General features: G+C 47.3%; 21 protein-coding genes and 1 pseudogene. 13 read left to right on the top strand and 9 right to left on the bottom strand.

Translation table 11 applies throughout. From position 1 onward, the window contains the following. Positions 1 to 31 precede the first annotated feature (31 nt). Entirely contained in the window at positions 32 to 874 is an 843-nt protein-coding gene (locus G3M70_04650) for a hypothetical protein (protein ID QPJ61215.1), read from the top strand. Here the strand turns inward: G3M70_04650 and G3M70_04655 are convergent. The 3 genes from G3M70_04655 to G3M70_04665 form a co-directional block, all read right to left on the bottom strand. Further along, positions 844 to 2,904 (bottom strand): transglutaminase domain-containing protein, encoded by a 2,061-nt coding sequence (locus tag G3M70_04655; GenBank protein ID QPJ61216.1) that lies wholly within the window; start codon positions 2,902 to 2,904, stop codon positions 844 to 846. The two genes, G3M70_04650 and G3M70_04655, sit on opposite strands and share 31 nt — an antisense overlap. Further along, positions 2,901 to 4,196: a DUF58 domain-containing protein gene (locus G3M70_04660; protein ID QPJ61217.1), complete on the bottom strand. Its 1,296-nt coding sequence runs from the start codon at positions 4,194 to 4,196 to the stop codon at positions 2,901 to 2,903. The genes G3M70_04655 and G3M70_04660 overlap by 4 nt, the downstream gene beginning before the upstream one ends. Before the next feature lie 67 nt (positions 4,197 to 4,263). Next, positions 4,264 to 5,214 (bottom strand): MoxR family ATPase, encoded by a 951-nt coding sequence (locus G3M70_04665; protein QPJ61218.1) that lies wholly within the window; start codon positions 5,212 to 5,214, stop codon positions 4,264 to 4,266. 187 nt (positions 5,215 to 5,401) lie between these two features. On the opposite strand from G3M70_04665, the gene G3M70_04670 reads away from it, so the two are divergent. Together G3M70_04670 and G3M70_04675 are read left to right on the top strand one after the other, a co-directional pair. After that, complete coding sequence (locus G3M70_04670; protein QPJ61219.1) at positions 5,402 to 5,950, top strand: cysteine hydrolase; 549 nt, start codon at positions 5,402 to 5,404, stop codon at positions 5,948 to 5,950. 608 nt (positions 5,951 to 6,558) lie between these two features. Beyond that, a complete protein-coding gene (locus G3M70_04675) occupies positions 6,559 to 6,930 on the top strand; it encodes a hypothetical protein (GenBank protein ID QPJ61220.1) in 372 nt (123 codons plus the stop codon). A 65-nt stretch (positions 6,931 to 6,995) separates the two neighbouring features. Here the strand turns inward: G3M70_04675 and G3M70_04680 are convergent, their stop codons facing one another. From G3M70_04680 to hisI, 3 genes are read right to left on the bottom strand one after another with little or no spacing between them, the layout of a single operon-like run. After that, the gene (locus G3M70_04680; protein ID QPJ61221.1) at positions 6,996 to 7,790 is read right to left on the bottom strand and encodes a hypothetical protein; all 795 of its coding nucleotides are present in this window, start codon (positions 7,788 to 7,790) and stop codon (positions 6,996 to 6,998) included. Between the two features lie 52 nt (positions 7,791 to 7,842). Continuing rightward, a complete protein-coding gene (locus tag G3M70_04685; GenBank protein QPJ61222.1) occupies positions 7,843 to 8,721 on the bottom strand; it encodes an ATP phosphoribosyltransferase in 879 nt (292 codons plus the stop codon). Positions 8,722 to 8,743: 22 nt separating this feature from the next. Further along, positions 8,744 to 9,115, bottom strand: a complete 372-nt coding sequence (gene hisI / locus G3M70_04690; protein ID QPJ61223.1) for a phosphoribosyl-AMP cyclohydrolase — start codon at positions 9,113 to 9,115, stop codon at positions 8,744 to 8,746. 167 nt (positions 9,116 to 9,282) lie between these two features. Here hisI and G3M70_04695 point away from each other — a divergent pair, with 167 nt between their 5' ends. The 7 genes and pseudogenes from G3M70_04695 (at position 9,283) to G3M70_04725 (ending at position 14,333) form a co-directional block, all read left to right on the top strand. After that, entirely contained in the window at positions 9,283 to 9,909 is a 627-nt protein-coding gene (locus G3M70_04695; GenBank protein ID QPJ61224.1) for a hypothetical protein, read from the top strand. Positions 9,910 to 9,976: 67 nt separating this feature from the next. Then, the gene (locus G3M70_04700; GenBank protein QPJ61225.1) at positions 9,977 to 10,543 is read left to right on the top strand and encodes a YqgE/AlgH family protein; all 567 of its coding nucleotides are present in this window, start codon (positions 9,977 to 9,979) and stop codon (positions 10,541 to 10,543) included. 70 nt (positions 10,544 to 10,613) lie between these two features. Continuing rightward, positions 10,614 to 11,525 (top strand): RluA family pseudouridine synthase, encoded by a 912-nt coding sequence (locus tag G3M70_04705; GenBank protein QPJ61226.1) that lies wholly within the window; start codon positions 10,614 to 10,616, stop codon positions 11,523 to 11,525. After that, positions 11,497 to 12,549, top strand: a complete 1,053-nt coding sequence (locus G3M70_04710) for a transcriptional regulator (protein ID QPJ61227.1) — start codon at positions 11,497 to 11,499, stop codon at positions 12,547 to 12,549. Before G3M70_04705 ends, G3M70_04710 begins: the two co-directional genes overlap by 29 nt. A gap of 83 nt (positions 12,550 to 12,632) precedes the next feature. Beyond that, complete coding sequence (locus tag G3M70_04715) at positions 12,633 to 13,079, top strand: cyclic nucleotide-binding domain-containing protein (protein ID QPJ61228.1); 447 nt, start codon at positions 12,633 to 12,635, stop codon at positions 13,077 to 13,079. Positions 13,080 to 13,197: 118 nt separating this feature from the next. Continuing rightward, positions 13,198 to 13,893 (top strand): annotated as a pseudogene (locus tag G3M70_04720) (RNA methyltransferase). A gap of 8 nt (positions 13,894 to 13,901) precedes the next feature. Next, complete coding sequence (locus G3M70_04725) at positions 13,902 to 14,333, top strand: DUF2231 domain-containing protein (protein ID QPJ61229.1); 432 nt, start codon at positions 13,902 to 13,904, stop codon at positions 14,331 to 14,333. Here the strand turns inward: G3M70_04725 and G3M70_04730 are convergent. The 3 genes from G3M70_04730 to G3M70_04740 all read right to left on the bottom strand — a co-directional run bounded on the left by G3M70_04730 (position 14,318) and on the right by G3M70_04740 (position 15,876). Continuing rightward, the gene (locus tag G3M70_04730; GenBank protein QPJ61230.1) at positions 14,318 to 14,788 is read right to left on the bottom strand and encodes a hypothetical protein; all 471 of its coding nucleotides are present in this window, start codon (positions 14,786 to 14,788) and stop codon (positions 14,318 to 14,320) included. The two genes, G3M70_04725 and G3M70_04730, sit on opposite strands and share 16 nt — an antisense overlap. A 115-nt stretch (positions 14,789 to 14,903) precedes the next feature. Next, complete coding sequence (locus G3M70_04735) at positions 14,904 to 15,218, bottom strand: twin-arginine translocase subunit TatB (protein ID QPJ61231.1); 315 nt, start codon at positions 15,216 to 15,218, stop codon at positions 14,904 to 14,906. An 85-nt stretch (positions 15,219 to 15,303) separates the two neighbouring features. Further along, complete coding sequence (locus G3M70_04740; GenBank protein ID QPJ61232.1) at positions 15,304 to 15,876, bottom strand: TetR/AcrR family transcriptional regulator; 573 nt, start codon at positions 15,874 to 15,876, stop codon at positions 15,304 to 15,306. A 224-nt stretch (positions 15,877 to 16,100) separates the two neighbouring features. Here G3M70_04740 and G3M70_04745 point away from each other — a divergent pair, with 224 nt between their 5' ends. From G3M70_04745 to G3M70_04755, 3 genes are all read left to right on the top strand, one after another. Next, complete coding sequence (locus G3M70_04745) at positions 16,101 to 16,625, top strand: YHS domain protein (protein QPJ61233.1); 525 nt, start codon at positions 16,101 to 16,103, stop codon at positions 16,623 to 16,625. A 125-nt stretch (positions 16,626 to 16,750) separates the two neighbouring features. Further along, positions 16,751 to 17,146 carry a DUF4383 domain-containing protein gene (locus G3M70_04750; GenBank protein QPJ61234.1) on the top strand — a complete coding sequence of 132 codons (396 nt, stop codon included), beginning with the start codon at positions 16,751 to 16,753 and terminating at the stop codon, positions 17,144 to 17,146. 55 nt (positions 17,147 to 17,201) lie between these two features. Then, positions 17,202 to 17,801: a cytochrome P460 family protein gene (locus G3M70_04755; protein ID QPJ61235.1), complete on the top strand. Its 600-nt coding sequence runs from the start codon at positions 17,202 to 17,204 to the stop codon at positions 17,799 to 17,801. The last annotated feature ends 62 nt before the right edge of the window (positions 17,802 to 17,863 follow it).

Raw genomic sequence — 17,863 nt, forward strand, 5'->3', positions numbered from 1 at the left:
TGAACTGATTAAATTTTATTGTCCCTGCCTCATGAGGCGCTCGGTCTTTTTCCTGGTTTTAAGTTTCATTTTAGTTCTTGTTCTTTCCAGGATCTCTTTAGCGGATACAGAAAATTCACGTAAAGTTCCTCAGCCTATTCAGGAAGTATTTCAGTCCGATCTTTTATATCCTCAGGAAAAAAACGAAATCCAGTTCAGTTTATTGCCTGTGTTTAAAAGCCAAAATGGGGAGAATCGTTATCAAACAGAATTTGAACTGGAGTATGGTTTTACAGATGCCTGGCAATTACAGTTGGAATGGGATGGTTTAATTCACCGTGAGTTATTTCGCTCACCGGATCAAACAGAAGCAGGAGATTTTTCTATTGGTACGCAATACAGCTTTATGGGATTGCAGGATGGATACAGTCATGCTGCGTTGGGTTTGAATCTGGGTGTTCCTGTGGGAGATGTAGACAGGGGAATGAGCGATGGATTTTTTGGAGTTGAAACCTATTTCACTCTGGCACGTGATTTTCCAGAATTTAACGGTGCGCAGTTGTTTTCACAGATGGGTGTGGAATGGGTCAGCCGCGTCCGAACGCCCAATAACCTTGCGCCATTGCCCAATGCTGCCCATACGTTTTTCTGGAATGCAGGAGGATTTTTGCCGGTCGGGGATTTTCGCGGAACCCTGGAAATCAACTGGAAAAATAATGAGTGGAACCAATCTGGCAACAATAATGTATTGTTTCTGACGCCGGGTGTCATTTGGAAAATATCAAAAGAGTGGGAATTGGGTGTGGCGGCACCGGTCGGTCTGACTGACGATGCCGATGATGTCCGGGTGATCGGGCTGCTGGTTTACGAAATTGAACTTGATGATCTGGATTGACTACCACTAAAATCTTCCTGCCTGCCAAGCCAATCGTCGACTTCTTCCTGAAGCCGTTTTTCGTTGTCAGTTTTATCAAAAGCCGGATCAAAACGCATGCGGTAATGTTCATTGAGCATCCTCTCAAGCTCTTCTTGTAACCTTTCATTTCCTGCTTCTTCGGATACTCGCTCCAGCCAGATTCGATAGGTTTCATCGGGATGACGAGGGCCTACCTTGTTTTCCAGATAATTTTCTATCCTTGAAAATGGTGTGCGCTTGATTTGTTGAGAGCTTGTGTTGTTTTGAGATGATGTCTTGAGCTTCCGGTTAAACCGAACGCGCCTTGCTATTTTCCAACCCAGATAAAATATGAAAGCAGTGAACATCAACAGCCAGGGCTCATGACCGTTATTTTCTTTTTCCTGAAACCATCGCCAGTCGACAAGAGCCATTTTTAGTCGTCCGAATAGATCCCCGACCCATTCCAGTGATGAGGCCTGTTCATTTTCAAACGCAATCCATGAAGGTGGAGTGGTATCCACCTCTACCCACTCACCTTCAATCCAGGCCAGTGCCCAACTGTGCGCATTGCGTTGCCGCACGATAAACTGGTTGTTAACCGGATCGCGTTCGTGAACCGAGTAGCCCACCATATAGCGCGCAGGAATTCCTGCGGCGCGTAGCAGCAAAGTGGTGGCAGTTGCAAAATATTCACAATGCCCGGCACGCGTCCGATTTAAAAAGTTGTCGAGAGGATCGACTTGTTCCGGTGCTCCGGTTCCTTTTAATTGATAAGTAAAACCTGCTTTAAAAAATTTTCTCAAATGTTCGGGAACAGTGGAAACCGGAACCCTATTCAACTGCAACTGGTCGAGAGCAGGTTTCAGAATACCCATTAAATAGGGGGGAATCGAAAGGTCCGCGTCCGTTGGCGATCCTATAAGATTGTTTTCGTCCCCGGCCTTGATTGTATATTTTGTCCATTCCGGACCACTTTGCACCAACAATCCTCCCTGTTGATTTCTTAATAGCGATCCGGCCGGCAGGTTTCCCAGAAATGATGTGTTTATGGGCAGGGGAAGAAACCCGGATCCGTTTTCCAGCGGCCTTGTGACCTCCAAAACCTGACGGAAATCGGTGTTAGGTCCGAAGCGCCAATCCCATCCGTTGGCTTCCGGGTAAATGGGGCGGAAACCTCCCCGAGGTGAAAACCAGTTGGGGGATCTGTATACGGTATAACCGTTTTGGGCCAGCAAAAACTGATCGTCCTCTCCTTTAAATTGCTTTACACGAAACACGATGCGTCCGTAAAGTTTCAGTTCCCCCAGTCGGCCAATAGCAGTGGACGTTTTATAGGGATCCAGGTTTTGCTGCATTTTCTTCATCATAAACTGGATCACTTCGCGGTCGATAATTTCCTGCGCGGCGTGGATGCCAAGATTGCCCATCACCCCCATGGCTCCGGATATCAGAAAGAGAACAACCCAGAGGACGGGTGAGGTTCCCCTGGGTCGAAATTTCCAGAGCGCGACTGAAAGCAGGATGGCGGCTCCCAAATAAAAACGCGAACCACTGGCAAGCGAAGTCAAACCTCCTCCAAGAGTTGCCGGACCTCGGGCCTGCAATCCGGTAGAAATCAGAATCAGGATCAGATACAGATACAACCAGTTAACGGCGAGAGGCCTGCTACCCGTGAGACTTAGATGTTCTTTTGATTTCAGGAACAGGGTTTTGAATTCCAGAGCGGATTTGGCATGAAACGCCTGGACCAGGGCCAGCGGAAAAAAAATCAATGGACTGTAAAGCGATGCTCTCGAAAACATTAACAACCCGCCCAGCTCGACAAAAGAAAACACCATTACCGACAACAGGATCAGGCAGGTCAGTAACCAAACCCGTCGAACTTCCGGTTCGGAAATCTGGAGTCTCCAACCGGTCCATCTTGGTGATTCAACGATAATTGCGCAGAGGGCAGCGGGAATGATCATTTCCGCGTACAAGCCCCAGAACAATAAAGCGCCACCGATTAATAAGGGAGGTGGTGTCATAATCGATTCAGCCCTTCCTGAATCGCGCCTACGGTGGCAACGTGAAACCTTTCGGTCAGATCCTGCATGGGGCCGGGCTCGAGTGGGGTCTCGGGAGCGTTTTCCTGAACAACCACTACGGTGACGGGAATGTATTTCGATCTTATAAAGCGGACCAGCTCCTGCCGCTGATCATCCCACGACAATAAAACAAGAATACAACCACTCATCATTCCGGTTCTTTCCTGAACCTGCCGGGTCAGTGAAGAAAATTTTTGTGAAGAGCAACTTTCAACCGACGCAAGTATTTCCAGCATGCGTTCGGCACTGCCCAGGTTTCGGCCGGATGTAAAACAGTAGGCCTCGGTGCCGATGAACATTAAATCGAGCAGTGAATCCTGCAAGTCGATATTGTTTACAAAGGATGCTGCAATCGAAACAGCGTCTTCGAAGACAGGTGATTCTTCGTCTTCAGTGAAGGTGTCCAGAATGAGGGCCTGCCTCGAGAAAAATTCGTCCTGATACTGTTTGACCACCGGTTCACCGGACTTGGCCCAGGATCGCCAGTGGATATCGCGCAGTGGATCTCCAGGACGGTAATCGCGCAAGCCGACAAACTCCTCGCTTTCACCCACGTGGGATGCCAAAGTAACTCCACGTGGTTGATGATGCCGTTTTCCTGGAAGCTGTATCGGGGGAATGCGATACAACTTTGGAAGGATCAGCAGGGATTGCTTTTGTTCGAAAGGTTGCAAAAATCTTAAAAGCCCAAAAGGGTCGCGTTGGGCAAGATAAAGTTTTTTAAAACGATGGTAGCCTCGTTTGATCGCATTGAGTTCCATGCGAACCTCGGCTTCCTCTCCTCCTTGTAATTCCGGGGCAAAGCCTTCCCCGACTAGTACGCGTCGGTTCTTACGTAGTTTTTGAAACCATTTTTCCAATCCACTGATGTTTTTTGTTTTCTTTGAACCATGTTTGATTTGTATATTGTCTTTTAAGTAATCTTTTTGTTCTGGTAGCAAATGCGACTGGTCTTCCAGCAGGGAAAGCCCGGAAACAGGGGCTTTGGAGAGGTTTTGAATTCGTACGGGGTATTGAATGGTTTCGCCGGCGGTAACCCAGCGGGGCAGCTTCCGTTTTACATTAAAATTTTTGCGAAAGGTGAACCGGCTTAACCAGGCTACGAAGAACAGGACGGAAAGAAGCGAAAACACCTGGTACATTTGAGTCGATCCCGGAGCGAGTCCCAGGTTACCTGCCATGGCCCATCCACCCAAGGCGACAAGGCCCACGGGTGTGAAATATTTTTGCATCCAGAGGACAAAAACCCCCACCTGATTGCATATACGGTAGGTGAGTTTGTGTGACACGGAAAAGGGATTACACAGGAACTGGGATGGTTTCCAGAATGTTCTGGACGATCTCCCGGTTTTCCCGACCGGAAAAGCGCGCCTGAGAATTCAAAACCAGGCGATGTGCGATCACCGGTATGGCCATGGTGTGTATATCCTCCGGCCTGACGAATGGAGAACCCTCGATCAAGGCGCGGGCCTGAGCCGTTTTCATCAACGCCAGGGAAGCACGGGGACTGGCTCCCATCTGCACCCCCTCTGCCGTTCGGGTGGCCGTGACCAGATCTACTGCGTAGCGTTTCAGTTCATCGCTGATCCGGATCAATTTGACCTGCTGCTTGATTTGAAGAATTTCGTTGCGCGTGATGCAGGGGGTAAGATTTTCCAAGGGATGTCCAAGCAACTGATCGCTCAACATTCCTGTTTCATCTTCGGGCGAAACGTATCCGAGGTTGAACTGAATCGCGAAGCGGTCCATTTGGGCTTCGGGCAGAGGGTAGGTGCCGTGAAACTCCACCGGGTTTTGCGTCGCGATCACAAAAAACAGTTCTCCAAGAAAACGTTTTTTACCATCTACCGTCACATGGCCTTCGCCCATCGCTTCCAGCAAGGCCGATTGTGTTCGCGGTGAAGCGCGATTGATTTCGTCTGCAAGAACGATGTCGCCAAACACCGGGCCCTCGTGGAAGTGAAACTCCTGGTCCGATTGACTGAATACCGAAACTCCGACGATGTCGGATGGCAACAGGTCAGGAGTGAACTGGATGCGCTTGAAAGAAGCGTCGATGGATTGCGCGAGGGCTTTTGCGAGAGTGGTTTTTCCAGTTCCTGGGAAATCTTCGAGCAGCACATGCCCTCCGCTAATGAGGGCCACCAATAGCTTTTGAATGGAGTCCGATTGGCCACGCATCACCTTTTCAATGTTACTGGTGATCCGTTCGAAAGATTGCAGTGTATTTTCTGGAAGAACCGGGTCCATTGCGTCATTTCCTTTTAGAGAAAATAATTTAGCACAATCGGCATGAATCCAGAATAACGGGTGAATTGTGTTCTTTCAATAGACCAGATTTCAAACAAATTCATTTTAAAAATTTGGCTGGCTTGTGCCAGAATAGAGGGGACGGAGTTTTTCAAAAAACAAACCTCATAAAGCAGGAATAAATATAGTGACTAAACGAGCCCTGGTGATAGTTGATTTGCAAAACGATTATTTTCCTAATGGTAAATGGACTCTTGATGGTATCGAAGATGCCGCAGAAAATACGGCGAAGCTCATTGCAAAGTTTCGTGAAGCGGGAGAACCGGTGATCCACATCAGGCATGAATTCCCTGCCGATGGTGCGCCCTTCTTTGCCGAAGGATCAGAAGGCGCAAAAATTCATGAGAAAGTTCAGCCGATAGAAGGTGAGCCGGTCGTCCTGAAACATCAGGTCAACAGTTTTCTGGAAACGAATTTGAAGGAAGTTCTGGACGATAACAAGATAGAGGACTTGGTGATTTGCGGTGCCATGAGTCATATGTGTATCGATGCGACTGCACGTGCGGCGAGCGACTTTGGTTACAAGTGCACATTGATTCACGATGCCTGTGCGACGCGCGCTCAGGAGTTTAATGGTATGGAAGTTCCCGCCGAGCAGGTCCACGCCACTTATATGGCGTCGCTTGGCTTTGCCTATGCCAAAGTAGTTTCAACAGATGAGTTTGCTAACGAATAAAAGGGAGCTAGCCCTTATAAGGAGTGACTTAAAGGCAGTAATTATAATTTAAATTCAAATGAGAAACCTCAAATAAGGGAAAAAGCCACATAACAAAATAAAACTATTTCGACTTTACGCACCTGGTCACTCATCTTAATGACTTCTGGGTTGTATGAATCTAAATATTTTTTGACAATAAAGTACAATCCGCCACCAGGAGTCTGGATATTTATAACTAAATCCGGAAATTTCGAGTTTATTTTTTTAAAAAACCTGAGCTTGAACCAAGTAACAAGAAAAATAAAAACTAATAAAACTACGATTCAAATATTATAGACAGTACCAGTTTGAAGCATTTTTTATCCATCATACAAAAATTAATTTTTTCAAACCCCCATCCCAGATAGAATAAAGATTAATTGAGATGATGTCGAGCCATTCCTCGTATGAGGGGAATAGCTTAACTATTTGAAGTCAGGTGTTGCAGTGGGCGAATCTGCAGGTGGGTCGAACATGGCGTTGAGTTTGTCCTAGGCAAAGACGACGCCATCCTTGATGTCGCCATGGTTATCAGCAAAGTGGATGAAACTAATTATTTGTCTGGAGCTTTCTGAATGGAGAATTCTATGAAATTGATTCATAGCGGTGAAAAACTAGTATCTTACCTTAGCGGGGATAATAGTTTACTTGATGCAGAAATTGAGAAGTTTGAGGTTTATCAGAAAGACTGGGTTGTTAATGTGGATGTTCATATGGAAATGAGACCGTCTTCAGAGTTTAATAAGATTCTTGTTCGGTTTTCAGGTTGTAAGGAATACTGTTTCTATTTTAACGATAGTCATTATTTTTATAATGTGGAGAGGGTAAAGTTTTTCCAAACTGAAGAAAATTATTTTTATGTTTCGTTTGATCCTTATGATGAAACAGAGATTTGCAATGAAGATGATCAGGATATTATTTTAGCTAAAGAAGTCAGCGCTTTCCTTCTAGATAGTTGAACGGATAATTAAATATAAATAACTTGTCTGAATTGGGCAGCTGGCGTTTATTGGGCAAAAATATATTATTTTGAAGCAGGTGTTGCAGCGGGGGAGTCAGCAGGTGGGTCGATCAAGTCGTTCAGTTTATTCCAGACGAAGACAACACCATCTTTGATGCCGTCGATCACGATAGCCCCGAGGTTCTCTACAAAATCAATGAAGCTTTCTTCGGGATTGAAGTCGTCTGATCCATGAGCTTCTGGTTCATGGGTTTCGGGCTCAGCCTCTTCAACTTCCTGTGGCTCTTCTTCCGGTTCTTCTGGTTCTGGTTCTTCCTGTTTGGCTGGAGGTGCGCTCTTTACCTTTTCCAGTTCCCCTTTTACCCAGTTGACCGTTTCCTGTTGTTGATCGCGAGTTGTGTTGACCTGCCCCTTTAATTCCTGAATTTGAGAAGAGAGATTGTCGATGGCGCTCTGGATTTCCGCAGAGGGTGCTGAGGGGGAGGAGGGTTTTCTGTTTTCCAAGGACTGAATGCTTTGTTCTATTTTTGTAAATCGATCATTCAGAAAACGTTGCTGGGCTTTCTGTCTTTCAACGAAGAGGTATTCGCCAACGCCAAGCCCTGCCAGTACCAGCACGACCAGGACATCAAAAAACCCTCGACCGGGTCTGCGACCGGGAGGCGTCTCCTTCTTCTTATCTGTTGGTTCCGAGTCCTCAGGATTGAAATCTTCTTCTGTGAGGTCAGGGTCAAGGTCAGGATCAGGTTCTTCGGGGGCCAGTGCGTGAATGGCATCATCCAGTTCCTGTCCCGGTTCGGCCGTTTTTTCGCTGGGTTCTTCCGGCGGAGTCTCGTTGTTTTTTTCTTCCTCACTCATGACCGATGCCCTTTAGTTATTGAAAAGAATTCCAAAGGGATTAAGCACATCATCAGTGGATGATTTTATTGAGAGGAAACTCTGCAATGTCTTCCGCGCCGGCTTTCTTGAGATTCGGTACGATATCGCGCACCATTTTTTCTTCAAGAATCACAGTGAGGTCGACCCAACCCTTATCCGAAAGTTCTGCGACGGTGGGCTTGGTTCCCGGTGGCAGGATATTCTGGATCGCTTCACAGGCGGATTTGGGGGCGTTCATCATGAGGCCCACTTTTTTGTTCGCATCCATCGCCCCTTTCAGCATCATGACCAATCGTTCCACCTTGTCGCGTTTCCAGGGATCGTTATACGCTTCCTTGTTCATGATGAACTTGGTGTTGGATTCCATCAATGTTTCGACGATGCGCAGGTTGTTGGCGCGCAGTGAGCTTCCAGTTTCTGTCACTTCCACGATGGCATCGGCGAGTTTCGGAGGTTTCACTTCCGTTGCACCCCAGGAAAATTCTACTGAGGCGGTGACGCCGTGTTTTTTCAGGTAGTCGACCGTCATATTCACCGCTTCTGTTGCAATGCGCTTACCTTCAAGGTCTTTCACCGATTTAACAGGGGAATCGTTTGGAACTGCCAACACCCAGCGTACCGGGCGCGATGATGCTTTGGAATAGACGAGGTCCGCGATTTCAACCACGTCCACGCGGTTCTCCATTATCCAGTCTTTCCCGGTGAGTCCGGCATCCAGTAAACCGTCGGCAACATAACGTGCCATTTCCTGTGCACGGATGAGCATGCACTCGATTTCATCGTCATCGATAGTGGGGAAGTAGGACCGGCTGCTGACTTTAACATCGTATCCGGCCTTGCCGAAAAGGGCGGCAGTGGCATCTTGCAGACTGCCTTTTGGAATTCCCAGTTTGAGTACGTTTCCGCTCATGTAAAGGTGCCTTGGTTATGGGTTATTTGTTATAAACCTTGTCGGGGTCAAACTTGCGTTCGCCCACTATTGTGGTTTCGCCATTCAACTTCCGGAAGAAACAGCTTTCGTAGCCTTTGTGGCAGGCGGCGCCACCAATTTGCTCTACTTTAAGGAGGACCGTGTCATCATCACAATCGACAAACACTTCCTTGACCACCTGGACATGTCCACTGGATTCGCCTTTCATCCATTGTTTGTCCCGGGAACGACTGTAAAACCAAGCCTTTCCGGTTTCCAGGGTTTTCTCCCAAGCGATTTTGTTCATGTAGGCCAGCATCAGAACCTTTCCCGTTTCGTGGTCCTGAATTATAGCGGGAACCAGCCCGCCCATTTTCTCGAAATCGAGTTCCATGATTTCTCCCAGTAAAACTGCGAAATTTAGTTTAAGATTGATTTTCTGTCAACAATATAATAGCCTTTTAGCGTCCAAACACTCTATTTTTAGAGGTTTTACGCCTTTCAGCCCGTTTTCATGCGGGTTGGCGGTGAATGTCCGCATTATAACAAAAGAAGCCATTTATGCCATCACTCAGTGGATACCGTATTTACGATACGGCCGAACCGTGCAATTACACCGGCCAGAAACTCATCGATGCGATGAAAAAGATTGTCGACGATCATCTCATCGACAACGGCAAAGAATTGAACCTGCGAGGATGTTGCGTCGGCGCCAACGGACTCAGCGTAATTCTGGAAGACAAGCGTATCCAGGAAGCAGACCTGCGTCGTGTCAATATGGGAGGTAATAAAATCGGGGATGCAGGAGCCGATCTTCTGGCCAGATGCGAAGCAATGGCTAAGGTCAAGTGGCTCGAGATGGGCGGCAATGATCTCGGGCCGGAAGGTGTCCGTGCTCTGATCCGCTCACCTCATCTTAGCAAACTCAAGACGCTGAATTTTTACAGGAACTGGATCCGGGACGATGGAGCCATTATCCTTGCTGAGGAGAATGAGCTTGAGAAACTGGAAGACCTGGACCTGGCGCAAAATGAAATCGGGGATCCCGGTATGCTGGCTTTATCGAATTCAAAACGCCTGCCCAATCTGGTTGCCATCTCTATGGATAACAATTTTGGTACCCGGGAAGGCCGTGAACAGGCAAGGGTTGGTTCTCTTTTTTCCAAGCTGGAGTCCCTTAACCTCTAATTGGGATCTTTTTCAGGTTCCGTATTGTTTTAATTCTGCCCGCTTCCTTTGTCTACGGAAAATCACTATGGAAACCCCCGAGTACGGAAAAGGATCATTCCTGATTGCCAATCCGGTATTGCCCGATCCCAACTTTTCAAGGACGGTTGTTTTGCTTTGCAACCACAATGAAGAAGGTTCCTTCGGGTTGGTGGTCAATCGTACGGCCGAGCTTGGTGCCAGCGAGCTGTTTCCGGAAAGTGACTTACTGAAAAACTATGATGCAGAGATTTATATTGGAGGTCCGGTTCAGCAATCTCAGGTTTTCTATCTGGTAAAACACCAGGGTGATCTTCCGGGATTGGAACAAGTATGCGATGGCGTGCATCTTGGTATGAGCTGGGAGCATCTTGAGGAGATATTTTCTGAAATAGAAAATCCGGAGCACGACCTGAGATTTTTCCTGGGATATTCAGGCTGGGCTGGTGGGCAATTAGCCGGGGAGATGGACCAGCGCAGCTGGCTGGTTCACGATGCCAGTCAGCACCATGTGTTTTCTACCGTATCTGATCACCTGTGGCATGAGGTGGTGCGTTCGATGGGTAAGGAGTATGAATATCTGTTGAACGCTCCGGTCGATCCACGAATGAATTAAGGACTCCATATTTAACCAGGGTCCCAAAATGCAACATACCGGGTTAGACCACCAACCGGATTGAGTTCCAATGACCAAACTTTTCCGTCCTCCGCCAACAGAACAAATCTATCGCTCTCATTTGCCGGGTCGCTATAGCGGTTTCCAGATTGAGAAATATTTTGCCGACCGCTTTCCCTATCAAAGTGAGGAATGTTGGCAGAAAATGCTAAACGCAGGGAAAATCACAGTTAACGGTGTTGCGGCCAAACCCGGCCTGAAAGTTTACTTGCACGATTTTATTGTGACCCGCATGGCCCCCCGGCAGGAACCGGCCGCGAATTGTAACCTGAACGTTATTTTTGAAAATCCCCACCTGCGTGTTTTTAACAAGGGAGCCCCGCTACCTGTTCATCCGAGTGGCCGGTATTTTCAAAACAGCATGACCGAAATTTTAAAAAAGAAATACCCGGGCGAAACCCCGAGACCGGTTCAGCGTCTTGATGCGATGACCACAGGGGTAACCGTTTTCGCAAAGACGAGAAAAGCGGCCCGGTATTTAATGAAAGCCCTTCAAAATAAAAAAATTGAGAAGGAATACTGGGCATTGGTTGAAGGTGTGCCAGCTCAGAATAATTTTATTGTGGACCTGCCCATCGGCAAGGTGTACGGTTCCGCCAGAAGCTGCGAACCGGATGCGATGAACAAAAAACCGGCACAAACACGCGTTGAATGGATTGCAAGCCGCGATGGAAAATCCCTGTTGCGGGTAATTCCTCTCACAGGAAGAACAAACCAGATTCGGGTCCATCTGGCAGCTTGTGGTTTGCCTATTACCAACGACGGCGTTTATGGTTCACATCTGAAATCAGAAGCCGAGGGTCTTGGATTGCATGCATATCGGATGCGGTTCAATTGTCTGGGCAGAAACTACCAATTCAAGGCTCCCCTGCCGGGGCATTTGATGGACTTTAATGAATACGTCTACGATCGGTTATCCTGAAACTAATGAAACAATAGCGGGAACGGGGTTATTCGCGCGTGCCCGCAACCGTTTCTGGCTTGCGCCCATGGCCGGGATCACCCATGCGCCTTACCGGCAGTTAATGGATGAGCAGGGAGCCGGGGTTATCATTTCGGAACTGGTTTCGACCAAGGGTTTAAGGTACGGGTCGGTTAAAACAGTTCAAATGATCCGGGTGCACGAAAACCCCGAAACAATAATTGGAATCCAGTTGTTTGGTGAAGAGGCGCTCGATTACATCGCGGTTACGGATCAGGTGGCGCAGGCGGGGGCAGACTTCATCGATATCAATCTGGGTTGTCCCGTCAAAAAAGTGGTGAAAAAGGGTTGCGGAGCCGCCTTGATGCGCGACCCGTTACATTTGGAAAAGTTCCTATCGCAAATCAGGAAAAATATCTGCTTGCCGCTCACGGTCAAGATGCGTACCGGCTGGAATCAAAAAGAATTGAACATAAGGGATTGTGTCAAGGCAGCAGAAAATGCTGGATGCGAATGGGTGGCCATTCACGGTCGTACCCGTGAGCAGGCTTATGCGGGAAAAGCGGACTGGGAACTGATCGCAGACGTGAAGCAGGGAGCCTCAATTCCCATCATTGGCAACGGGGACATCCGAAGTGCTGAAAAGGCGCAAACCCTGTTGGAAGAAACAGGAGTTGACGCCGTGATGATTGGGCGTGGGGCATTGCGAAACCCCTGGATTTTTCGACAATGCCTCGGTGAAACCATTAACGGATTTTCATTGGCGGCACCGCTGCTCCACAGGTATCGTGATTTACTGGCGACGACATTTGATAACCGGCTCAAGGCAATGTTCCTGAGGAAACAGGCCATGTGGCTGGCCCATGGCTATCCCGGTGCTGCTCAATTCCGGCGAGGTGTTTTTCAATTGCCAACAGCGGATGAAGTGATTGCGTTGGCAGAAGAATTTTTTAATTCGGTGGCTCATCTTCCGACACCGGTTTTTGAGGAATCGGAAGCGTTTATGATGGGCGGTCATGGTTGAACTTGAGATTACAATTTCGATGGCAAATAGCTGGGTAGATAAGTAAATTTTTTTAACTTAATTTGTTTTCAGGTGAAAATCCTATGACTCACAAAGAAATTTTAGCATGCATGAGCGATCTTTCTTTTTTCAATGCCATGAATGTTGAAGAACGGGAAGAATTAATTTGCATGAGCGGTCATGTTAAGGAATTTGAAGAAAAGGAAACAATTGCGCGTCAGGGAGAAGTGGATAAGGCATTTTTCGTTGTCCTGAAGGGATCTCTCAGTGTTACTCGGGATAAACCACCCGAAGTATTTTTGGCGCAACTGGTTCCAGGTTCTTTGTTTGGCGAATTGACCCTCCGCGGGGAACGGGTGCGCTCCAGCTCTGTTACGGCAGATGGACTGGTTGTTGTGTTGAAAGTCAATCAATCCTTACTGGACAATGTATCTGCCTCAGTTTCGACGAAAATAAAAGACAAGATCATCGACCATCTGGTCAACCGCCTTGACCAGATGAGCCTGAAGTTATCCAGCGTCATTCGATAAACCCTTTACAAGAGATTTTGTGCCCTCCAACGAACCGCAGAAACCCGTCACATCGTATAACAAGCGTCCTTCCCGAAAGAAAACCGAATTCACCATATACGGTTTGAATGCCTGCCGCCGGGCTTTTACCTCACGGCCACATGATTTACTACGCATGTTTTTCGTTAGGGAGCGATCTCGAGATGTCATGAACATCAAAAAATGGTGCGCCGACCACAAGCTTCCTTATCGCCAGGTGATGTTGAAAGAAATGGAGAAGATTTCAAAAAGCGTCCACCATGAAGGGGTGGTGCTCGTTATGCGGCCCCCCGAATTGCAATCGGCCTACAAACTGTTGGACAGGGGGTTGAATTCAGACGATCTGGTGGTTGCATTTGACAGAATTGAAAACACGCATAACCTGGGAGCTCTTTTACGATCCTGCGCTTTTTTTGGAGTGACCGCGTGCCTGGTCAGCAAGGAGGAAGGACAGGCAGCCCTGGCTCCTTCTGCCGTGCGAATGGCGGAGGGTGGGCTGGACTCGATTCCGCTTTATGAATGCTCGGATCTTGCGTCCATTTTGCGCGACCTGCAGAAAAAAAATGTATATGTTGTCGGGACCGATCCGGCCGGAAGTGAGAGTTTATATACTATAGAAGTTAAGCGTCCATGTGTGGTGGTCGTTGGAAATGAGCGCACAGGTTTGTCCGACAAAGTCAAACGTCGTTGCAATGCCGCAGTGCACATCCCGGGATCGGGTGCGGTCCAGTCCTTAAATGTATCTGTGGCCCTGGGTGTTGTGTTATCTGAACTCGCCCGTCAAAAGAAAAACTAATATCATTTATGTTCTTTGCTCAACTCCATCCTTTACTAGTTCATTTTCCAGTCGGTTTACTGGTCAGCGGTGTGGTGTTTGAGTTTTACGGTAGCCTGCAAAAGGAAGAGTCGGCCAAAGAGGCAGGCCGTTTTAACATCCGATTTGGCACCTGCTGGGCTTTGCTTACGGCAGGAATCGGGTTGCTTGCCCTTTGGGGCCTTGAGTTAAAGGACGAAGCCAGGCAGTTCGTGGGATATCACCTGATGCTCGCCTCGTCCACCATGATTATATTTGGAATCGCCATTGGAGTGACACGGTGGTTTCGAAGCCAACCCTGGTGCCGCGTGCTTTACCTCGGATTGATTCTGGTGGGTCTTGCCGGTGTACTGTCCACTGGATACTTTGGCGGGGAGCTGGTGCATCGGTTTGGAGTGGCCACGCTTCACCCGGCAGAATGAAATACCAACAAGTATCCTGAATAATAGGTGGCCCCCAGAAACAGAAGATTGATTGCGTAGATCCATTTTGCAGCAACGGAATATTTACTTGTATAGGAATAGACAGTGCTGGCGACGTAGGTCAGCATCATCGCGAAAGCATATCCCTGATGACCTTCCACCTCCGTTACCTGCCTGAGACCCAAATCTGAAGCCAACATACCTGTGAGTACGGCAAGTGCGGTTGCCAGAAGACCAAAAGTGAAATTGAGAGATGCCGCACCGGCCAGAACTGGTTTTGAATTTTTCTTGCTGAGAAAAAGCAACACGATTCCCCCGATAAACAATGCGAGAGGGAAATGCGAAAAAAAAGGATGCAGGCTTGGTGTGCTTATCATTTGGGTTTTACTGACAGGTTGTTCGGTACGCGGTTTCTCATGATGTCCGGCAAAATCACTATATAAGGATAATGCCACTAAAGCGACTTTTAAGAAAAGAGAACCGTTTTAAAAAATGAAAAAATTCAGGATATGCAGGGGGGATAAACCGGATATTGCAAAATGCGGCGAAAACTGTGGGAACTAACCAAAACTATTCTGGTTTGATGTCGTTGCCTTCGTTGAGATCGAGGTTAACATCCACATCCACCTTGGTCGCGGCGGAGACCTCCTGTTCGAGCTCTTCCAAGCCGGCTGTTTTTTTCACGTTGTCTGTTTCGTCCATTACTTCCTGCTTCAAATCATCGAAGGTATTCTGAAACTCACCCCAGCCTTTACCCACGGAACGTGCCAGACGCGGCAGGTTTTCTGGACCGATCACCACAACGGCGATGCCCATGATGATCAGCAGCTCGAAGAATCCAATATCAAACATGAAAGCTCTTTTTTGAGTGGATAGTGCTGTCATTATAACCCACCCCAATGGCAGGAGCAACTATCCGAAATGGTATCGCTTTATACAAAATCCCGATAAAACCCGCCCGAATCCATAGTTACGGTGTTGCCCTGGAATTTTTTATCAACACCCTTGCTGCGTTTTTGGCCTGTTTTGCACTGATGGGTGAATTGTTGATTTGAGCCATGGTGATAGCGCCTTCAAGTAACAGTAATAACTGCTCGGCTAGAGAGCGGGGGCGTTCCAGTTTGGCTTGATTGGCCAGCGTTTCAATATAATCCAAAAGTACGGCTTTAAATTCTCTGCATATATTGCGAATCGCCGTTCCTTCTTCCGGAAATTCTCCAGTTGCCCCAACAAACATGCAGCCAAAAAAATCCCCCTGACCAAACCATTCTTCAGCCACATCATAAATTGCAAGCAGCCTCCCCTGGGGTGTGGATGATCTTTTCTCAATTGATTTGATGAATTGATTCCGAAACCGTTCATCGTAATAACGCAAAACAGCAAGGATCAAGTCATCTTTGGAGCGGAAATGATTGTACAGGGTCCTTTTAGCCACTCCTGATTTTTCCAGAATGGTGTCAATACCCACCGCATGAAATCCATTTCTGGAAAACAGCTTTTGGGCCGTACCGATTAGTTTTTCGCGTTTGGATAAAGCTGGCATCGTTAAACACAGTTCAAATAATAGACAGATCCGTTCCTGAATATATTCCCGGGCTAAAAAGCAAACCCCTGTAAATCCTTATTCTATCACCGCTTAATAAAGGTCGTGAAAAATAAAAAATAAATTGTAAGGATTCCCCATGTTAAGTATACAGACCTGTATACTTTTTTCGGAAAAATAACCTGAAAAATCAACTAACCATAGAGAAAAATAAGGAGTGAATCATGAAATCCATTTTTGCAAACCGTCTTCGTTTCTTTTCCATTCTGGCCCTCGTTATGGCCTTAACCGCGAATATTGCCTGTGCTGGCCAGAACTCCACGATGAAAAAAGAAGGAAGCATGAAGGGTCATTTTCAAATTTCGATGGCCGCCAATAGCATTGTGGGGGTTCAGGGGTATGACCTGGTGTCTTACCGGACCAATGAAAAACCATTGAAAGGGAATGGAAACCATGTTGTGGAACATCACGGCATCACCTATCTGTTCATAAACAAAGAAAATCAGCAAAAATTTGCGGCGCACCCTCATAAATACCTTCCTGCCTTTGGTGGTTACTGTGCCTATGGTGTTGCGGTTGGAAAAAAATTCGTCGGAGACCCGGACGTCTGGAAAATCGTAGACAACACCCTTTATCTGAACCTGGACAACAAGATTCAGGGAATCTGGAACAAAGATATTTCCGGAAATATCCAAAAAGCCGAGAACAACTGGGTCAATATCAAGGACAAAAATGCGGCTGATCTTTAAGCAAACCCACTTTTAAATAACAAATCAAAATGGGTTGTGGTGCCTGTGATCCCCGGGTTTGAAAAGGGATCACGGGTATCAAACATCCATTCAATCATTAAAGAGAATATTGAAGGAGCGGTCCAATGAATACGTTTGCCACAAAGCTGGCCTGTTTTTTTTCTGCAGCTTTTTTGTTAGCCGCCGTGGTCGGTTTTTTTCCAAACCCGGTGGTGGGAGCCAATGGGGTATTTATCACCAACGCGGCGCATAACCTGGTTCACCTTGCGACCTCCCTTGGATTTGCAGCCGTGGCCATTCTGGGTAATACAGCATCTTTGGCCTTTTTGAAGGGGTTTGGTGCGACGTACCTTCTGGTCGGAGCTGTTGGATTTTTTGTGACAGGTATGGGGTCAGAGGGAATGTTGCTGGGATTTATCCATATCAATGCAATGGATAACTTTCTTCATCTAGCCCTGGGAACAACTATTCTGACCTCCGGAATTCTGTCGGGAGTTGTTTTGAAAACCCAGGAAGCTTGAGGGAGGTTTTTTAAAACCCATTCCCCTAATTTTTTATCTATATAAGGAAAACAAAATGAAATGTTCAAACTATGTACTGGGCTTTTTGGTTTTAACCTGGGTTTTTCTAAGCTCCACAGGGCTTGCAAACAGCCTGGAGAACAAACCCTTTGCTCCCAATGTGGATATTCATACAGGAGAAATCCGCGTCCCGGAAGATTACACCCTGTGGCCGACACTGGGTACCTGGTCACATGCCAACAGCGGGGACCCGGCCGGGGCAAAGGAATACCATACGGTTTACACACAACCAGAAACGATCAGGCATTACCAGAAGTATGGCCAATACCCTGACGGCGCCGTGTTGGTGAAGGAACTTTTAAACACAGACACCATGCCAATGACCACTGGGTCGGCGGTGAGCCACGCAACAACCATCAAGGGCTGGTTCGTTCTGGTGAGAGATACCCGGAACCGTTTCAGCTCTTCTCCGTTATGGGGTGATGGATGGGGATGGTCTTTGTTCAATGCAGAAAATCCCAAAAAAACGGTTTCCAAAGATTACAAGGAAGACTGCCTTGCCTGCCATTTGCCTGCAAGAGAGCTGGCTCCCAGTGATGCTGTTGACGCGGACAAATGGATTTACTCATTCGGCTATCCAGTACTGCGTAATTAGAACTATCCCCTGGATTAGCCTATCGGGATCCCGGCAGGAGTACTTTTTTATGTCCTCCTTAT

This window comes from Candidatus Nitronauta litoralis, from assembly GCA_015698285.1.
GTDB lineage: Bacteria > Nitrospinota > Nitrospinia > Nitrospinales > Nitrospinaceae > Nitronauta > Nitronauta litoralis.

What these genes read in the sequence shown, in the direction of transcription:
- G3M70_04675 (QPJ61220.1), top strand. Translation starts at nt 6,559, where the DNA reads ATGAAATTGATTCATAGCGGTGAAAAACTAGTATCTTACCTTAGCGGG.
- G3M70_04740 (QPJ61232.1), bottom strand. Translation starts at nt 15,876, where the DNA reads ATGCCAGCTTTATCCAAACGCGAAAAACTAATCGGTACGGCCCAAAAG.
- G3M70_04660 (QPJ61217.1), bottom strand. Translation starts at nt 4,196, where the DNA reads ATGCAAAAATATTTCACACCCGTGGGCCTTGTCGCCTTGGGTGGATGG.
- G3M70_04725 (QPJ61229.1), top strand. Translation starts at nt 13,902, where the DNA reads ATGTTCTTTGCTCAACTCCATCCTTTACTAGTTCATTTTCCAGTCGGT.
- G3M70_04665 (QPJ61218.1), bottom strand. Translation starts at nt 5,214, where the DNA reads ATGGACCCGGTTCTTCCAGAAAATACACTGCAATCTTTCGAACGGATC.
- hisI (QPJ61223.1), bottom strand. Translation starts at nt 9,115, where the DNA reads ATGGAACTCGATTTCGAGAAAATGGGCGGGCTGGTTCCCGCTATAATT.
- G3M70_04745 (QPJ61233.1), top strand. Translation starts at nt 16,101, where the DNA reads ATGAAATCCATTTTTGCAAACCGTCTTCGTTTCTTTTCCATTCTGGCC.
- G3M70_04705 (QPJ61226.1), top strand. Translation starts at nt 10,614, where the DNA reads ATGACCAAACTTTTCCGTCCTCCGCCAACAGAACAAATCTATCGCTCT.
- G3M70_04710 (QPJ61227.1), top strand. Translation starts at nt 11,497, where the DNA reads ATGAATACGTCTACGATCGGTTATCCTGAAACTAATGAAACAATAGCG.
- G3M70_04755 (QPJ61235.1), top strand. Translation starts at nt 17,202, where the DNA reads ATGAAATGTTCAAACTATGTACTGGGCTTTTTGGTTTTAACCTGGGTT.
- G3M70_04680 (QPJ61221.1), bottom strand. Translation starts at nt 7,790, where the DNA reads ATGAGTGAGGAAGAAAAAAACAACGAGACTCCGCCGGAAGAACCCAGC.
- G3M70_04700 (QPJ61225.1), top strand. Translation starts at nt 9,977, where the DNA reads ATGGAAACCCCCGAGTACGGAAAAGGATCATTCCTGATTGCCAATCCG.
- G3M70_04750 (QPJ61234.1), top strand. Translation starts at nt 16,751, where the DNA reads ATGAATACGTTTGCCACAAAGCTGGCCTGTTTTTTTTCTGCAGCTTTT.
- G3M70_04715 (QPJ61228.1), top strand. Translation starts at nt 12,633, where the DNA reads ATGACTCACAAAGAAATTTTAGCATGCATGAGCGATCTTTCTTTTTTC.
- G3M70_04655 (QPJ61216.1), bottom strand. Translation starts at nt 2,904, where the DNA reads ATGACACCACCTCCCTTATTAATCGGTGGCGCTTTATTGTTCTGGGGC.
- G3M70_04695 (QPJ61224.1), top strand. Translation starts at nt 9,283, where the DNA reads ATGCCATCACTCAGTGGATACCGTATTTACGATACGGCCGAACCGTGC.
- G3M70_04685 (QPJ61222.1), bottom strand. Translation starts at nt 8,721, where the DNA reads ATGAGCGGAAACGTACTCAAACTGGGAATTCCAAAAGGCAGTCTGCAA.
- G3M70_04735 (QPJ61231.1), bottom strand. Translation starts at nt 15,218, where the DNA reads ATGACAGCACTATCCACTCAAAAAAGAGCTTTCATGTTTGATATTGGA.
- G3M70_04650 (QPJ61215.1), top strand. Translation starts at nt 32, where the DNA reads ATGAGGCGCTCGGTCTTTTTCCTGGTTTTAAGTTTCATTTTAGTTCTT.